The sequence below is a fragment of the Pseudomonas sp. Marseille-P9899 genome, assembly GCF_903166565.1.
In the GTDB taxonomy this organism is placed as follows: Bacteria; Pseudomonadota; Gammaproteobacteria; order Pseudomonadales; family Pseudomonadaceae; genus Aquipseudomonas; species Aquipseudomonas huaxiensis.
The window spans coordinates 542,232-558,824 of the sequence record NZ_CAESCG010000002.1 but is presented as its reverse complement, the minus strand read 5'-3'; the positions used below and the strand labels follow the sequence as shown (position 1 = coordinate 558,824).

At 63.7% G+C, this 16,593-nt stretch carries 14 protein-coding genes; 6 read left to right on the top strand and 8 right to left on the bottom strand.

The annotated features are described in order from the left end of the window. Positions 1-210: 210 nt before the first annotated feature. Complete coding sequence (gene hrpA, locus HWV67_RS11875; protein WP_175651365.1) at positions 211-4,122, bottom strand: ATP-dependent RNA helicase HrpA; 3,912 nt, start codon at positions 4,120-4,122, stop codon at positions 211-213. Positions 4,123-4,306: 184 nt separating this feature from the next. On the opposite strand from hrpA, the gene HWV67_RS11870 reads away from it, so the two are divergent. The 3 genes from HWV67_RS11870 to HWV67_RS11860 all read left to right on the top strand — a co-directional run bounded on the left by HWV67_RS11870 (position 4,307) and on the right by HWV67_RS11860 (position 7,273). Further along, entirely contained in the window at positions 4,307-4,465 is a 159-nt protein-coding gene (locus tag HWV67_RS11870) for a hypothetical protein (protein WP_175651364.1), read from the top strand. Positions 4,466-4,566: 101 nt separating this feature from the next. Next, a complete protein-coding gene (locus tag HWV67_RS11865) occupies positions 4,567-5,931 on the top strand; it encodes a glutamine synthetase family protein (protein ID WP_175651363.1) in 1,365 nt (454 codons plus the stop codon). Positions 5,932-5,965: 34 nt separating this feature from the next. Beyond that, entirely contained in the window at positions 5,966-7,273 is a 1,308-nt protein-coding gene (locus HWV67_RS11860) for an NAD(P)/FAD-dependent oxidoreductase (protein ID WP_175651362.1), read from the top strand. 115 nt (positions 7,274-7,388) lie between these two features. On the opposite strand, the gene fadD1 is transcribed toward HWV67_RS11860, so the two are convergent. Next, positions 7,389-9,086, bottom strand: a complete 1,698-nt coding sequence (gene fadD1, locus HWV67_RS11855; RefSeq protein ID WP_175651361.1) for a long-chain-fatty-acid--CoA ligase FadD1 — start codon at positions 9,084-9,086, stop codon at positions 7,389-7,391. A gap of 296 nt (positions 9,087-9,382) precedes the next feature. Continuing rightward, positions 9,383-11,071 (bottom strand): long-chain-fatty-acid--CoA ligase FadD2, encoded by a 1,689-nt coding sequence (gene fadD2, locus HWV67_RS11850; RefSeq protein WP_175651360.1) that lies wholly within the window; start codon positions 11,069-11,071, stop codon positions 9,383-9,385. Between the two features lie 212 nt (positions 11,072-11,283). Between fadD2 and HWV67_RS11845 the strand changes: the two genes are divergently transcribed. After that, complete coding sequence (locus HWV67_RS11845; protein ID WP_175651359.1) at positions 11,284-12,228, top strand: alpha/beta hydrolase; 945 nt, start codon at positions 11,284-11,286, stop codon at positions 12,226-12,228. Between the two features lie 40 nt (positions 12,229-12,268). After that, a complete protein-coding gene (locus tag HWV67_RS11840) occupies positions 12,269-12,739 on the top strand; it encodes a MaoC family dehydratase (protein WP_095153881.1) in 471 nt (156 codons plus the stop codon). Between the two features lie 59 nt (positions 12,740-12,798). Here the strand turns inward: HWV67_RS11840 and HWV67_RS11835 are convergent, their stop codons facing one another. Continuing rightward, positions 12,799-13,284, bottom strand: coding sequence for a GyrI-like domain-containing protein (locus HWV67_RS11835; RefSeq protein ID WP_306167778.1), 486 nt, complete (start codon positions 13,282-13,284; stop codon positions 12,799-12,801). Positions 13,285-13,400: 116 nt separating this feature from the next. On the opposite strand from HWV67_RS11835, the gene HWV67_RS11830 reads away from it, so the two are divergent. After that, positions 13,401-14,204: an AraC family transcriptional regulator gene (locus tag HWV67_RS11830; RefSeq protein WP_175651357.1), complete on the top strand. Its 804-nt coding sequence runs from the start codon at positions 13,401-13,403 to the stop codon at positions 14,202-14,204. Here HWV67_RS11830 and HWV67_RS11825 read toward each other — a convergent pair. The 4 genes from HWV67_RS11825 to HWV67_RS11810 form a co-directional block, all read right to left on the bottom strand. Next, entirely contained in the window at positions 14,182-14,826 is a 645-nt protein-coding gene (locus tag HWV67_RS11825; RefSeq protein ID WP_175651356.1) for a LysE family translocator, read from the bottom strand. The two genes, HWV67_RS11830 and HWV67_RS11825, sit on opposite strands and share 23 nt — an antisense overlap. An 86-nt stretch (positions 14,827-14,912) precedes the next feature. Continuing rightward, positions 14,913-15,245, bottom strand: a complete 333-nt coding sequence (locus tag HWV67_RS11820; RefSeq protein WP_175651355.1) for a type II toxin-antitoxin system HicB family antitoxin — start codon at positions 15,243-15,245, stop codon at positions 14,913-14,915. Then, positions 15,238-15,495, bottom strand: a complete 258-nt coding sequence (locus HWV67_RS11815; protein ID WP_175651354.1) for a type II toxin-antitoxin system HicA family toxin — start codon at positions 15,493-15,495, stop codon at positions 15,238-15,240. The genes HWV67_RS11820 and HWV67_RS11815 overlap by 8 nt, the downstream gene beginning before the upstream one ends. Positions 15,496-15,553: 58 nt before the next feature. Then, positions 15,554-16,510 carry a threonine dehydratase gene (locus tag HWV67_RS11810; RefSeq protein ID WP_175651353.1) on the bottom strand — a complete coding sequence of 319 codons (957 nt, stop codon included), beginning with the start codon at positions 16,508-16,510 and terminating at the stop codon, positions 15,554-15,556. Between the last annotated feature and the right edge of the window lie 83 nt (positions 16,511-16,593).

Genomic DNA, 16,593 nt, shown 5'->3' with positions numbered 1-16,593 from the left:
GGGCAACGGCCTGTTCGGTTCGGCGAGCTGGCACCAAGGTGCCAACTCGTACAGGCAATGACCCCGACGCCAGGGGCATTACGCAGTGTTTGGTTGTCGGCCACCCCGTCGGACCAGCGCCGGGGCAGCGGGAAATGCCGCCAAGTGTGCCACAACTGCGCCGGGTTGGCCTCTGTCAGACGACAACCCGGAACAGTGTGGGAAGCGTAATCAGGCGTCCACCTGACTCCACTGTTTGGCCAGGCGTTTGTCGGAAATCGGCACCTTGGTCCCCAGTTGCTGGGCGAACAGCGAGACGCGGTATTCCTCCAGCCACCAGCGGTACAACTGCAACTGCTCGTCACGCTTGCCTTCCTGGGCATGCTTGTCGGCGCGGGCCTTGTACTGCGCCCAACAGTTGCTCAGCTCGCCGCTCCACACCCGGTCTCGCTGCACTTGCGAGCCCAGTTTCTCGAGACGCAGTTCCACCGCCTTCAGGTAGCGCGGCAGTTCCTTGAGCCACACCCCCGGGGTTTCCCGGACGAAGCCCGGATACACCAGGTTGGCCAGTTGCTGCTTGATATCGTTGAGCGCCACAGCCTGGGCCAGGTCGATCTTGCCTTTGAAGCGCTTCTGCAGGCCGTGCCAGAGCTTGAGGATGTCCAGCACCAGCCGCGCCAGCCGCTCGGCGTGCTCGCTCCAGTCACCGCGCTTGCGCTCGGCCAGCGAGGCCAGTGCGGCGCCGTCCCGTGGCAAGGTGGTTTCGCCTTCCAGCACGCAACTGTCGAGGCTGGCCAGCAGGATGTCCTCGACCAGCGACTCGACCCGGCCCAGCTCGCGGTAGAGCAGGCCCAGTTCGGTCAGCCCCGGCAGCTTGCCGCGCAGGAACTTCGCCGGCTCGGCCAGTTGCTGCAACAGCAGGCGCTGCAAGGCGCGGCGGTGCTGGAACGTGGCCTCGGCCTGAGTCGAGAAACGCCCTTCCTTGACCGTGCCGCCCTCTTCCACCAGCGCCGGGTAGACCGTCATCGACAGCCCGGCGATCTTCTGCTGCGCAGTCTGCTCGACCTTGCCGAAGACTTTGGCCTCCACCGGTTTCTGGGTCTTTTCCGACTGCGGCACGGCCAGCGCGGCCTGGCTGGCGGCGGCGAAGCGCGCGGTCAGCTCGGCAAGATCGCGGCCTTCGCCGAGGAACTTGCCCTCGCCGTCGACCACTTCCAGGTTCATCTTCAGGTGGTTTTCCACCTGCTCGGCCGCATCGGCCCAGGCCTCGTCGCTGACCCGCGCACCGGTCATGCGCAGCAGCTCACGGCCCAGCGCCTGAGGCAGCGAGCCTTCGGCAAAGGTCATGCGCGACAGCGCCGCCTTGACGAAGTCCGGCACCGGCACGAAGTTCTTGCGCAGCGCCTTGGGCAGGTTGCGCACCAGGGCGATGCACTTGGCTTCCAGCAGCCCCGGCACCAGCCACTCCAGACGCTCGCCCGGCAGGCTCGGCAGCAACGGCGCCGGCACCCGCACGGTGACGCCATCGCGTGGATGGTTGGGTTCGAAGTGATAACTCAGCGCCAGGCTCAGATCGCCCAGGCGCAGGGTGTCGGGGTACTGCGCGGCAGTGACTTCGCTGGCCTCGCGGGCCAGCACGTCTTCGGCGCGCATGATCAGCAACTGCGGGTCTTTCTGGCTGTTGACCTTGTACCAACTGTCGAAGGTGGCGGTCTGGTGGATGTCCGCCGGCAGCCGCTCTTCGTAGAAAGCGTAAAGGGTTTCTTCGTCGGCAAGGATGTCGCGGCGACGGGCCTTGGCTTCCAGTTCGTCCAGCTCTTCGAGCAGGCGTTTGTTGGCCGCCAGGCACTTGGCGCGGGAGTTGATTTCACCGCCCACCAGGCCTTCGCGGATAAACAGCTCGCGGGACATCTGTGGATCGATCGGCCCGAAGTGCACCGCACGCCGGCCCACCACGATCAGCCCGTACAGGGTGACCTGCTCGAACGCCACCACCTGCCCGCGCTTTTTCTCCCAGTGCGGTTCGAAGTGGTTTTTCTTCAGCAGATGCCCGGCCAGCGGTTCGATCCAGTCGGAATCGATCTTCGCCACCATGCGCGCGTACAGCTTGGTGGTTTCCACCAGTTCAGCAGTCATCAGCCACTGCGGACGCTTCTTGCCGATGCCCGAGGACGGATGAATCCAGAACCGCCGCTGACGCGCACCGAGGTAGTCGCCTTCCTCGGCCTTGTGGCCGATCTGGCTGAGCAGGCCGGAGAGGATCGCCTTGTGCAGCCGCGGGAAATCCGCCGGCTCCTTGTTGATCCCCAGTTGCAGGTCGCGGCAGATCAGCGCGAGCTGGCGGTGGGCATCGCGCCACTCACGCAGGCGCAGGTAGTTGAGGAAATTCTTGCGGCACCAGTTGCGCAGCGGGCTGGCGGTCAGCGCCTGGCGCTGCTCTTCGAAGCCGCGCCAGAGATTGACCAGCCCGGCGAAGTCGGAATCCGCGTCTTTCCACTGCGCATGGGCCTGGTCGGCGGCCTGTTGGCGTTCCGGCGGCCGCTCGCGCGGATCCTGCACCGACAGCGCACTGGCGACGATCAAGACTTCCTGCAAGCTGCCCTGCTTGGCGCCTTCGAGCAGCATGCGGCCCAGCCGCGGGTCGACCGGCAGCCGCGCCAGTTGGCGGCCCAGCGGCGTGAGCTGGTTCTCGCGGTTGACCGCCGAGAGCTCCTGCAACAGGTTGAAGCCGTCACTGATGGCCTTGCCATCCGGCGGCTCGATAAACGGGAACGCGTCGATCTCGCCGAGGCGCAGGTGCAGCATCTGCAGGATCACCGCAGCGAGGTTGGTACGCAGGATTTCCGGATCGGTGAAGGCGGGTCGGGCGTTGAAGTCTTCTTCGCTGTACAGCCGCACACAAATGCCCGGCTCGACCCGGCCGCAACGGCCTTTACGCTGGTTGGCGCTGGCCTGGGAGACGGCCTCGATCGGCAGGCGCTGAACCTTGGCGCGGTAGCTGTAGCGGCTGATGCGCGCGGTGCCGCTGTCGATCACATAACGGATGCCCGGCACCGTCAGCGAGGTCTCGGCGACGTTGGTCGCCAGCACCACGCGACGCCCAGGATGGGACTGGAAAATGCGCTGCTGCTCGGCCGGCGACAGCCGCGCATACAGCGGCAGAATCTCGGTGTGGCGCAACTGCGCCTTGCGCAGCATCTCCGCGGCGTCGCGAATCTCGCGCTCGCCGGGCAGGAACACCAGCACATCGCCCGGACCCTTGCCGACACTGCGCTCATGGGCGGCGATTTCATCGAGGGTGGCGAGAATCGCCTGGTCCACCGTCAGGTCGTCCTCGACGCGGTTGCCCTCTTCGTCTTGCTCGCTGGTCAGCGGGCGGTACCAGGTGTCCACCGGATAGGTGCGGCCGGACACTTCGATCAGCGGCGCATCGTTGAAGTGCTTGGAGAAGCGCTCCAGGTCGATGGTCGCCGAAGTGATGATGACTTTCAGGTCGGGACGGCGCGGCAGCAGGGTTTTCAGGTAGCCCAGCAGGAAGTCGATGTTCAGGCTGCGTTCGTGGGCTTCGTCGACGATGATCGTGTCGTAGCGCTCAAGAAAGCGGTCGTGCTGGGTTTCGGCCAGGAGGATGCCGTCGGTCATCAGCTTGACCAGGGTATTGGCGTCGCTCTGGTCTTCGAAACGCACCTGGTAACCGACCAGCGCGCCCAGCGGCGTGCCCATTTCCTCGGCGACCCGGGCGGCGACGCTGCGCGCCGCGATACGACGCGGCTGGGTATGAGCGATCTGGCCGAACTGGCCACGGCCCAGCTCCAGGCAGATCTTCGGCAACTGGGTGGTTTTGCCCGAGCCGGTCTCGCCGGCAATGATCACCACCTGGTTTTCCGCCACCAGCTTCTTGATTTCGTCGCGCTTGGCGGCAATCGGCAGGCTGTCGTCGTAGCGGATCTGCGGGATGCTGGCCAGGCGCGCACTGGCCTGGTCACAGGACGCCTGGACCTTCGCGGCCCACTGGGCGAGCTTGGCCTCGTCCGGGCGCTTGCGCAGCTCGTGCAGTTGCCGGCGCAAGCGGTGGCGCTCGGCGATCATGGCGTGGTCGATATTTTTCAACAGTTGCCCGATGGCGGCGTTCTGGTCAGTCATGAGGTCTTTCGAGGGGCAGGTGGGCCCTGCCTGGACTTATCGGCTTTAGTTGGGCGGCGATTGTCGCAGATTTGCCCCGCCTCGGCACGGCTCACGGGGAACGGGCAATTGTTTAGCCGCGGCCGAACTGAAGGTATACAAACGCCAATTTAATGAACCTTCGACGGCGTGGGAGTATCGTTGCATGACTTCACCCGCCGCCGTGCCCCGTCCCAGCCAGGCCCCTTCGTTCCCGAAGGTGCGGGCCCGCCGTGGTGAAAACCCGCTGTTCAATGTGATCCTCGCCTTCTGGGCGCTGTGGCATTGCCGCCACGCCCGCCCGCCAGACACTCCGCTCTCCTGACCGATCCCTCGGCCGCGCCCGTGCGCCGGCCTTTCTGTCGATGACCGTCCGCCGTTGCGCGGCCGGTCCTGTGCGCCGCCATGGCGCAAGCGAGAGCACCCATGCACTTTGCCCCTGTAGAACAGGCCCGGGCATTCCTGGCCGCCAATCCCGATATCGAGATGTTCGAGCTGTTTATCCTCGACGCCAACGGCGTGCCGCGCGGCAAGCTGCTACACCGTGAGGAACTGCTGGCGGTCTACGAAAGCGGGCGGCCGCTGCCCAGCACCATCCTCGGCCTGACCCTGCACGGCGAAGATGTGGAAAACTCCGGGCTGGTCTGGGATGTCGGCGATATCGACTGCCGCGCCTATCCGCTGGAAGGCAGCCTGGTGCGCCTGCCGTGGCGGCAGATTCCCACGGCAGCGGTGCAGGTCAGCATGCACCCGAGCGAGGGCTTGCCGGCGACCATCGCCGATCCTCGCCATGTGCTGGTGCGGGTAGTCGACGCGCTCAAGGCCGAGGGTTATCACCCGGTGATGGCCTGCGAACTGGAGTTCTACCTGCTCGACCAGAAGCGCGACCACCAAGGCCGACCCCAGCCGGCGCTGGACGCCGACGGCGGGCGACCGCGAAGCACGCAGGTCTATGGCCTGCGTGAATTGGAACAGATCGAACCCTTCCTCGCTGACCTCTACGCCGCCTGCAAGGCCCAGGGCATTCCGGCCCGCACCGCGATTTCGGAATACGCCCCCGGCCAGGTGGAAATCACCCTGGAACACGGCGACGCCCTGCTGGCGATGGACCAGGCGGTGCGCTACAAGCGGCTGGTCAAGGGGGTGGCGCACAAGCACGGCATGCAGGCCTGTTTCATGGCCAAGCCGTTCGACCACTTGGCCGGCACCGGCATGCACCTGCATGTGAGCCTGGCCGATGCTGACGGCAACAACCTGTTCGCCAGCGAAGACCCGGCCGGCACGCCGCTGTTGCGCCAGGCCGTGGGCGGCATGCTCGATGCGCTGCTCGATTCGCTGCTGCTGTTCTGCCCCAACGCCAACTCCTACCGCCGCTTCCAGGCCAACAGCTACGCGCCGCTGGCGCCGACCTGGGGCATCGACAACCGCACCGTGAGCCTGCGCGTGCCCGGCGGGCCGGCGCCGACCCGGCATATCGAACACCGCATCTGCGGCGCCGACGCCAACCCCTATCTGGCCGCCGCCGCCCTGCTCGGTGCGGTCCATCACGGCCTGCGCCTGCAGCTCGACCCCGGCGCGCCGGTGGAAGGCAACGGCTACGCCCAGGCTACCGAACTGCTGCCCACCGACTGGCTCAGCTCGCTCACCGCGCTCGAACGCTCGGCCTGGGCCCGCGACACCCTGGGCGCCGAGTTCCTCGGCGTGTACCTGGCGGTCAAGCGTGCGGAGTACCGCCAGTTCATGGGCGAAGTCGGCGAACAGGACTGGCGCTGGTACCTGACCCAGGCCTGAACCCTCTTCTCTTTTTCCGCCAAGGATCCGAATCATGAATGCAGCTTTGAACCCGCGTACCGCGCAGCGCGCCGCGTCCTACTACACCGCCAGCCTCAACGACCCAACCCAGTACCCGACCCTGCAAGGCACGGTCGAGGTCGATGTGGTGATCATCGGCGGCGGCTTCACCGGCGTTGCCAGCGCGGTGGAACTGGCCGAGCGCGGTCTTAAAGTCGCCATCGTCGAAACCAACCGCATCGGCTGGGGCGCCAGCGGGCGCAACGGCGGGCAGGGCACCGGCAGCCTGTCCGGCGGTGAAGCGATGCGCAAACAGATGCGCGGCAAACTGGGCGATGACGTCGATGATTTCATCTGGCACCTGCGCTTTCGCGGTCACCAGATCATCGAGCAGCGGGTGCAGCGCTACGGCATCGACTGCGACCTCAAGCACGGTCACCTGCACGCGGCGATGAAGCCGTCGCACATGGCCGAACTGCGGGCCTTCGCCGAAGAAGCCGAGCGGCGCGGCATGGGCGATCAGGTGCAGTTGCTGGACCGCGAAGGCATGCGCCAGCACCTGGATTCGCCGCTGTACCTCGGCGCGCTGAAAAACCTGCGCAACCTGCACCTGCATCCGCTCAACCTGTGCCTGGGCGAAGCCCGTGCCGCCCACAGCCTGGGCGCGCTGATCTTCGAAAATTCGGAGGTGCTGGACATCGTGCATGGCGCCAATCCGGCAGTGGTCACCGCCCAGGGCCGGGTCAACGCGAAGCAGGTGCTGCTGGCCGGCGACGTGTACCACAAGCTCGAACCGGGTCAGCTCAAGGGCAAGATCTTCCCGGCCATGGGCGGCATCGTCACCACCGCGCCATTGGGCGACCTGGCAAAGCAGATCAACCCGCAGGATCTGGCCGTGTACGACTGCCGTTTCGTCCTCGATTACTACCGCATGACCGCCGATGGCCGCCTGCTGTTCGGCGGTGGCGCCAACTACTCCGGTCGCGACTCACGGGATATCGCTGGCGAACTGCGGCCGTGCATCGAGCGCACGTTCCCGGCGCTCAAAGGCGTGCCGATCGAGTTCCAGTGGAGTTGCGCCATGGGCATCGTGGTCAACCGCATTCCGCAACTGGGCAAGCTGTCGGACAACGTCTGGTACTGCCAGGGCTATTCCGGGCATGGCGTTGCCAGCAGCCACATCATGGGCGAGATCATGGCCGAGGCGATTACCGGGACGCTGGAGAAATTCGACACCTTCGCCGGCTGCTCGCATGTGCGCGTGCCGCTGGGCGATGTGCTGGGGAATCCGCTGTTGGCGGCGGGGATGTGGTACTACCAGATGCTTGAGAAATTGCGCTGATTATTCGGGCGTCTTCGCGAGCAAGCTCGCTCCTACAATCCTCACGCATGCTGTAGGAGCGAGCTTGCTCGCGAAGGACCCTCGCGAAGGGCCGCAAAGCGGCCCCCGATTTGAATCAGGCGATCTTCTTCAGACCCAACTTCTTCAACTCTTCATCCCGCAGCTCACGCCGCAGGATCTTGCCAACGTTGGTGGTCGGCAAGGTATCGCGGAACTCGACGAAGCGCGGCACCTTGTAGCCGGTGACGTTGGCACGCATGTGCTCCATCACCTGCTCGCGGGTCAGGGTCACGCCCGGCTTGACCACGATGAACACCTTGATGAGCTCACCCGATTTCTCGTCCGGCACGCCGATGGCCGCGCATTGCAGCACACCCGGCAGGGTCGCCATGACGTCTTCCAGCTCGTTGGGGTACACGTTGAAGCCGGACACCAGAATCATGTCTTTCTTGCGATCGACAATCCGCATGTAGCCGTCCGGCTGGATAACCGCGATGTCACCCGTCTTCAACCAGCCTTCGGCATCGAGGATTTCGGCGGTGGCGTCCGGACGCTGCCAGTAGCCCTTCATCACCTGCGGGCCCTTGACGCACAACTCGCCCACTTCACCCAGCGGCAACTCGTTGCCGGCATCGTCAACCACACGACACAGGGTCGAGGGCACCGGAATGCCAATGGTGCCAGCCTGGATGTTCTGCGCCGGGTTGACCGACGCGACCGGGCTGGTCTCGGTCATGCCGTAGCCTTCGCAGATCGCGCAACCGGTCACCTGTTTCCAGCGCTCGGCCACCGACAACTGCAAGGCCATACCACCGGACAAGGTCACTTTCAGCGCCGAGAAGTCCAGAGCGCGGAAGCTTTCGTTGTTGCACAGGGCGACGAACAGGGTGTTGAGCCCGACGAAGCCGCTGAATTTCCACTTCGACAGTTCCTTGACCATCGCCGGCAGGTCGCGCGGGTTGCTGATCAGGATGTTGTGGTTGCCGATCAGCATCATCGCCATGCAGTGAAAGGTGAAGGCGTAGATGTGATAGAGCGGCAGCGGGGTGATGAGGATTTCGCAGCCTTCATTGAGGTTCGAACCCATCAGCGCCTTGCACTGCAGCATGTTGGCCACCAGGTTGCGGTGGGTCAGCATGGCGCCCTTGGCAACGCCGGTGGTGCCGCCGGTGTATTGCAGGACAGCAACGTCGTCATGGGAAGGCGAGGCTTCCTTGACCGACTTGCCGCGCCCCTTGGCCAGGGCGTCGTTGAACTTCACGGCGGTCGGCAGGTGATAGGCCGGCACCATCTTCTTCACGTACTTGATCACGCTGTTGACCAGCAGCCGCTTGAGCGGCGGCAGCAGGTCGGCGACCTCGGTGACGATGATGTGCTTGACCTGGGTCTTGGGCACGACTTTCTCGGCCAGGTGCGCCATGTTCGCCAGGCACACCAGCGCCTTGACGCCTGCATCGTTGAATTGATGTTCCATTTCCCGCGCCGTGTAGAGCGGGTTGGTGTTGACCACGATCAGACCGGCGCGCATGGCGCCAAAGACCGCGACAGGGTATTGCAGAACGTTCGGCAGTTGAACGGCAATGCGGTCGCCGGGTTGCAGGTCGGTGTGCTGCTGCAGATAAGCAGCAAAGGCACCGGACAACTCGTACAATTCGCCGTAAGTCAGGGTCTTGCCCAAGTTGCTGAATGCCGGTTTATCGGCAAAGCGCTGGCAGGACTGCTTCAACACCGCTTGGATATTCGGATACTCATCAGGATTGATTTGCGAGGCAACCCCGGCTGGGTACTTATCCTTCCAAAAGTTTTCAATCATGGAAGCCCACTCCTCCAGCACAGCGAATTCTTCACCGCGTCGATGCGATTATTATTGATATTTGATGTCGGTTTATTGCAAACCGATTGACCAGAAGCGCGCCGAGAGTAGCAGCTTTACCAGGGGTCGCCTAGAGCTAAAGCGGCCCAACTGGTCACTAAAATGACTCATGAATAATCATTGGTCATATTTAGAGTAAAGATTCTAAGCGCAAGTAAAAACCATAAATAACAAGCGGCAGGATAGTGCGATAAACCGCTCTATCCTGCCGCTTTCAGCTTATAGCTTGTAGCTGCTCAAGCCGGTTCGCGCAACTCGCGACGAAGAATTTTGCCCACCGGCGTCATGGGCAGCGAGTCACGTAACACGATGTGCTTGGGCACTTTGTAGCCGGTGAAGTTGGCTTTGCAGTAGGCCTTGAGCTCTTCCAGGCTGACGCCGCCCTCGCGCGCGACCACAAACAACTTCACTGCCTCGCCGGAACGCTCGTCCGGCACGCCGATGGCCGCGCAACTGGCGACCTTCGGGTGCGCCATCATCACGTCTTCGATTTCGTTCGGGTACACGTTGAAACCCGAGACGATGATCATGTCCTTCTTGCGATCGACAATGCGGGTGAAGCCGTCCGGATCGATCACCGCAATATCGCCGGTCTTGAACCAGCCTTCGGCGTCGAACGCTTCGGCGGTGGACTCCGGACGCTGCCAGTAGCCCTTCATCACCTGCGGCCCCTTGATGCACAGTTCGCCGCGTTCACCCAGCGGCAGCTCGTTGCCGTCGTCATCGGTGACCTTGAACGCCGTGCCCGCCACCGGAATGCCCACGGTGCCCAGCCGCGCCAGTTGCCCGTAAGGGTTGGTGCTGGCCACCGGCGAGGTTTCGGTCAGGCCGTAACCTTCGACAATGCGACAGCCCGTGATCTGCTCCCAGCGCTCGGCAGTGGCCTTGACCAGCGCGGTGCCGCCGGAGTTGGTGACCTTGAGCGCGGAGAAATCCAGGTTCTTGAAATCGGGGTTGTCCATCAGCGCGACGAACAGCGTGTTCAGCCCCAGCAGCGCCGAGAAGCGCCACTTCTTCAGTTCCTTGACGAAGCCGGGAATATCGCGCGGGTTGGTGATCAGCACGTTGTGGTTGCCGGTGACCATCATGCACATGCAATTCGCGGTGAAGGCATAGATGTGGTACAGCGGCAACGGCGCGATCATCACCTCCTGGCCGTCCTTGAGCAGCTTCTGCCCGTCAGGACCGATCTGCGAAAAACACGCCAGCACCTGGAGCATGTTCGCCACCAGATTGCCGTGGCTGAGCATCGCCCCCTTGGCCACGCCGGTGGTGCCGCCGGTGTATTGCAGCACCGCGATGTCCTCGTGGTTCGACTGCACCGGCTTGAGCGAATGACCCCTGCCCTGGCGCAGCACCTGCTTGAACGGCAACGCCTGCGGCAAGTGATAGGCCGGGACCATCTTCTTCACCTTGGCCACCACGGTGTTGACCAGCCAGCCCTTGGCGGCGGGCAGCATGTCGCCCATCTTCGCCTCGATCAGCACCTCGATGCCGGTATCGGGCAGCACTTCCTGCACCAGCTTGCCGAACATGTTCAGGTAAACCAGCGCGCGGGCGCCGGAGTCCTTGAACTGGTGGCGCATCTCACGGGCGGTATACAGCGGATTGGTGTTGACCACGATCAGCCCGGCGCGCAACGCGCCGAACACGGCAATGGGGTATTGCAGGACATTGGGCATCTGCACCGCAATGCGATCGCCCGGCTTCAAGTCGGTGTACTGCTGCAGCCAGCCGGCGAAAGCCGCGGAGTAACGGTCCAGCTCGGCATAGGTGAGGGTCACGCCCAGGTTGGTGAAGGCCGGACGGTCGGCGAACTTCTTGCAGGAGCGCTCGAACACTTCGATCACCGATTTATAGGTGCTCATGTCGATCTGCGAAGGGACGCCCTCGGGGCGCTTGTCGTTCCAGAAATCGGCGTGCATTTATTATTGTCCTCGTTCCTGAGCCTTTGACGGGGCCGGTTGCCTGCTTGCAAAACGGCATTCTGCCGACGTTAGCAGCTCCGCCACAGGTGGCAAATACGCCAAGGACCGTCATTGACCGTGTGAATCTCAGCGCCCCGCGTGGCTCGATCCAGGCGCTGGCTATAGGCTATACAGTAGCTGCACCCGCGATCCGTACAGGGAAATCCGCCATGTTCCATGACGCCTTCTGGCTGCCGGCCAGCAATCATTGCAGCCTTTATGTCCATCAATGGCTACCGACCACGCCGGTGCGCGCCGTGGTGTTGCTGGCCCACGGCATGGCCGAGCACGCCGGCCGCTACCAGCGCCTCGGCGAGGCGCTGAGCAGTGCCGGGTTCGCGCTGTACGCCCACGACCAGCGCGGCCACGGCCGAACTGCCGAACTCGGCACCCTCGGCCTGTTCGCCCGTGAAAATGGCTGGAATGCCGTGGTCAACGACCTGGGTCTGCTCAATCAGCACATCGGCCAGCAGTATCCGGGCGTGCCGGTGTTTCTGTTCGGTCACAGCATGGGCAGCTACATCGCCCAGGCGTACCTGCTGCACCACAGCGGCAGCCTGCAAGGCGCGGTGCTCAGCGGCTCGAACTTCCAGCCTCCGGCGCTCTACCGTGCGGCGCGGCAGATCGCTCGTCTGGAAAGTTGGCGTCAGGGCCCGCAAGGACGCAGCGCGCTGATCGAATGGCTGTCGTTCGGTTCGTTCAACAAGGCGTTCAAGCCGACCCGCACGGCCTTCGACTGGCTCAGCCGCGACCCCGCCGAGGTCGACCGCTACGTCGCCGATCCGCTGTGCGGCTTCCGCTGCTGCAACCGGTTATGGATCGACCTGCTCACCGGCCTTGAACACATCAGCCGCCCCGCTAACCTCGCGCAGATCGATCCGAACCTACCGATTCTGGTCATGGGCGGTGAATGTGATCCGGTGAGTGCCGGCAAGCGTCTGAAAGATCTGACCGGCGCCCTGCGCCTGTCCGGGAACCAGCACGTGCAACTGCGACTCTATCCGCGGGCACGGCATGAATTGCTCAACGAAACCAACCGCGACGAGGTTACCGCGCAGCTTATCGACTGGCTGGAACAGACCCTGGCCCTTGGCCGGCCAGCCCGTAGCGAGTAATACTGCCCGCCCCCGTCGCGCCCTGAAGGAAGCACCACGAATGACCCAGGTCACCAACACGCCTTACGAATCCCTCGAAGTCGGCCAGACTGCCAGCTTCAGCAAGACCGTCGAAGAACGTGACATCCAACTGTTCGCCGCGATGTCCGGTGACCACAACCCGGTGCACCTGGATGCCGAGTTCGCGGCCAAGAGCATGTTCAAGGAGCGCATCGCCCACGGCATGTTCAGCGGCGCGCTGATCAGTGCGGCGGTGGCCTGTGAACTGCCTGGCCCCGGCACCATCTACCTGGGCCAGCAAATGAGCTTCCAGAAGCCGGTGAAGATCGGCGACACCCTGACCGTGCGCCTGGAGATTCTCGAAAAACTGCCGAAATTCCGCGTGCGCATCGCCACCCGCGTGTTCAACCAGAACGAAGAGCTGGTGGTGGACGGCGAAGCCGAGATCCTCGCCCCGCGCAAACAGCAGACCGTCGACCTGGTCAGCCCGCCGCCGATCACCTTCGGCTGATACCTGCCCGCAAGCGGCGCTCGCTGCAGCGCCGCTTGGGAGGACAGGTCACTCGCGTGTCAGCCCTCCAGCGGAATCCAGATTTCTACCAGTCCGCTGGCAGTCTCCGGGTCGAAATCATCGCCATAGCGCTCGAACTCCGGTGCCTCGGCGGCGCGCTCACCGGAAGCCGGCAGCCACTGTTTCCAGATTTTTTCGAAGGTATGGCCCAGGCCGCTCAGCTTGCCACGGTGCTCGAACACCGCATAACGCCTCGGTTGCAAGGTGTGCCAGGTGAAATCCGGCGGCAGGACGCTGGTGCTGCGCACCTCCACGCCGGCGATGTACAGAACCCCGCCATGGCCGTCGAAGTTGCAGCACACGCCATAGGTGTCGTCACCAATCTGGCCCGGTATCTTGCCGATTTGCGGTGCCAGACGATCCCAGAGCGCAGGAATACTCTTGTTGGTCTGTTGGGTGTAGCGCTCGCCAAAACCGGCGATGGTGAATGACCGCCCATGTTCGAATCGTGCGGGAGCAAACCCGGCTTCCATTTGGGTCGACATATCCATGCCTCACAAGGTCAATTCATAAAGATCCATGACGGGCGGCATTATGGGTTGCCGCGCCTAATGGCACTCCGCTAGCGTAGCCGCGTTGCGTACCCGGGGAAACCTGCCAAATGGCATTAATCAGTCAGCCACTCCAAGCCTTCGGCCTGGTCGAGTCGTCCTGGGTCAGGGCGAGTTCGGCCTGCTTCGAGCGGCATACCCACGACGAATATGTGCTCGGCGCCAACCTGCGCGGCAACGAGCGCATCTGGCTGGACGGCCAGACCCTCGAAGTACCGCCCGGCAGTGTCACGCTGTACAACCCGTTGGCGGTGCAGGCTTCGGAGTTCGCCGAGGACGGTGTCGAATACATCAGCCTGCATCTGGACCCGGGCGCCCTGCGCCACGTTGCCAGGGACAACAATCTGCAACAGTTTGATGACAGCTTGAGCTTCGCCCAGGGTGTGCTGCACAACACGGCGCTGTACCGCGCCATTGTCGACTTCGCCAAAGCGGACGCCGGCGAACCGGCGTATCAGGAAGAAGCGCTACTGGCCCTGCTCGCCCAGTTGCTCGAACAACCGACGACGCCGGCCATCGAACAGGCGGGCTCACTGCGCCTGGCCATGCAACTCATGCGCGACACGCCGCAGGCCAAACTTGCGCTGGAGGATGTGGCCGCCGCTGCAGGGCTGAGTAAATACCACTTCGTGCGCTGCTTCAAAAAGGCCACGGGGCTGGCGCCCTTGCAGTACCACATGCAATTGCGCCTGAGCGAAGCGCGGCGGCGCTTGCGTGATGGCCTGCATCCGGCGGAGGTGGCGGACGCGCTGGGCTTCTACGATCAGAGCCACTTCATCAACGCCTTTCGCCGGGTCATGGGCGTGACCCCGAACAGTTACTGGCAGGCGTTCAGAGCGTCGGCGCGAGGATGAATTCGCGGTAGCCGGAAACGATCACATAGACCGCGAAATAGCAGAAGATCGCTGCCGAAGCGAGGTAAGACCAGGTCAACAAACGATCACCGAGCAACCGCCCACCGTGGCTGGCCACGCCGCACAGCGTCACACACCAGAGCACTCCGGCGCTGAAGAAGCCGCTCAGGAATACCCCCGCCTCCGCCGGCCCACCGGCGCCGGAGCGAGAGATCAGCACACCGCCCACTGCGGCGAACCAGAGAATTGCGCTGGGCGACGACATGGCCAAGAAGATCCCGCGCAAAAACTCCCGCCAGGGCGACTCGCGCACCACCTTGGCCTCGGTGTCCAGGTGCGCATCGCCGCGAATCGCGGCCAGCAACATCTTCACAGCGAACCACACCAGCAGCAGCGAGCCACCGATCCACAGCACCCAGCGCACGGCGCTGAACTGCAACAGCACGGTCATCCCGGCCAGCGCCGCCAAGGCGTAGAGCAGATCACCGACGCAGGTCCCCAGGCCCAGCCACATGCCCTGCCAGAAACCACGCTGCATGGCCAGGGTGATCATCGCGATATTGGCCACGCCGATGTCCAGGCACAGCGACAGGCTCAGAAGAAATCCGTTGGAAAAAGGCATGAACGATCCGCTACCGGCTACAGGAAAAGGCAGCCGGCATTAAAACGGATCCTGTGGGGGATGTATTGGAAGAAATTGCGCGCGGATCAGACCAGAGCGGCCTGCTCGAACACCTCATCAGCCCATTGATTGAGGCTCTTGCCGGCCTTCTGCGCGGCGATCGTGGCGGCGGCGTGCACTTCCGGGCGGATACGCAGCATCACCTTGCCGGAAGCCGGTTTTTCCGGAGCAACTCCGCGTTCCGCGCAATCGCTCAGGTAATCCTCTAGCGCCAGCTGGAACGCCTCGTGCAGCGCACTGACGGAACTGGCGTGGAAGCTGATGATGTCCCGCACACCCAGGACACGCCCGACGAAGATATCGTCGCGGGCGTCATATTCGATTCGGGCCGAATAGCCCTTGTAACTCATGCTACTCATGTTCAACTCCTGCCCGCAGGAGAAACTCCCGGGCCTCCTCAACCTGATAACGCCTGGCCTCCTTGCCGGGATGTGGCCGGTGGCAGCGCCATTGCTGCAGTCCCAGCACCAGCTTGACCCTCGACCCTTCACGCTCATGCACCGAGCCACCTAGAAAGACGATCAAGGCTTCGATATCGGCAAACACCAGCGAACTGCTGGTGGGTGACCGAAAGATGGTTTCGAGGGTTTTGCGATGTCGATTGTTCATTCGCGGATGCTATCAAATCAAGATAGCACCCTTTCCGTCTAGATCCATTCAAGACTTTTCAGTCACCCAACAACACCCGCGCAAACTGCTCCCGATCGATATTCGCGCCGCTGAGAATCACCGCCACCTTGCGCCCTTTTTGCCGCTCGCGTTCCTGGTGCAACGCAGCGAGGCCCGCCGCGCCGGCGCCTTCGGCGGTGTTGTGGGTGTCTTCGTGGTAGATGCGGATGGCGCGGGCGATTTCATCGTCGCTGACCCGGACGATGCGCGCCGCGCCTTCGCGGATGATGTCGAAAGCTTCCTGCTGCGGAATGCGGCAGGCCATGCCGTCGGCGAAGGTGTCGGCGGTTTCGGTGGTGACGATGCGGCCCTGCTCGACACTGCGGGCAAAGGCGTCGGCCTCAGTGGACACCACGCCGATGATCTCGGTCTTCAGCCCGAGCAAATCACGGGTGCGGATCAGCCCGCAGATCCCCGAGCCCATGCCGATCGGGACATAAACCGCATCCAGCGCGGCCACCGCCTCGAACAGTTCCAGCGCATAGGTGGCCACGCCGCGAATCAGTTGCGGGTGAAACGGCGGCACGCTCTCGTAGCCATGCACTTGCCCCAGCCGCGCAGCCTCGGCCCGGGCCTGATCGAAGTCGCTGCCGTGCTCCACCAGCTCGGCGCCAAGGGCGCGCATGGCCGCGTTCTTTTCCCGTGAATTGCCTTCGGGCACCACGATGATGATCGGCAACCCGGCATTGCGCGCCGCCATCGCCATGCTCTGGCCGTGGTTGCCGCGGGTGGCGGTAACCAGGCCACGCACGGCCGGCGAACGGCCCTGCAGCGATTGCACGTAGAGCAAGCCGCCACGCACCTTGAAGGCACCGGTGGGCGTGTGGTTTTCATGCTTGACCCAGACCTCGCAACCCAGCCGCTCGGCCAGCCGCGGCCAGGCGTACTGCGGGGTGGCGGGCACCTGGGCGTGGACCAGGCGGGCGGCTTCGCGCAAGGCAGGCAGATCGAACATGGAACACCTCGGGTCAGGGGATTTGACCCGATCCTAGTGGCCGCGCATTGTATGGGTAAAACCTTATATTGCATGGCCGACAA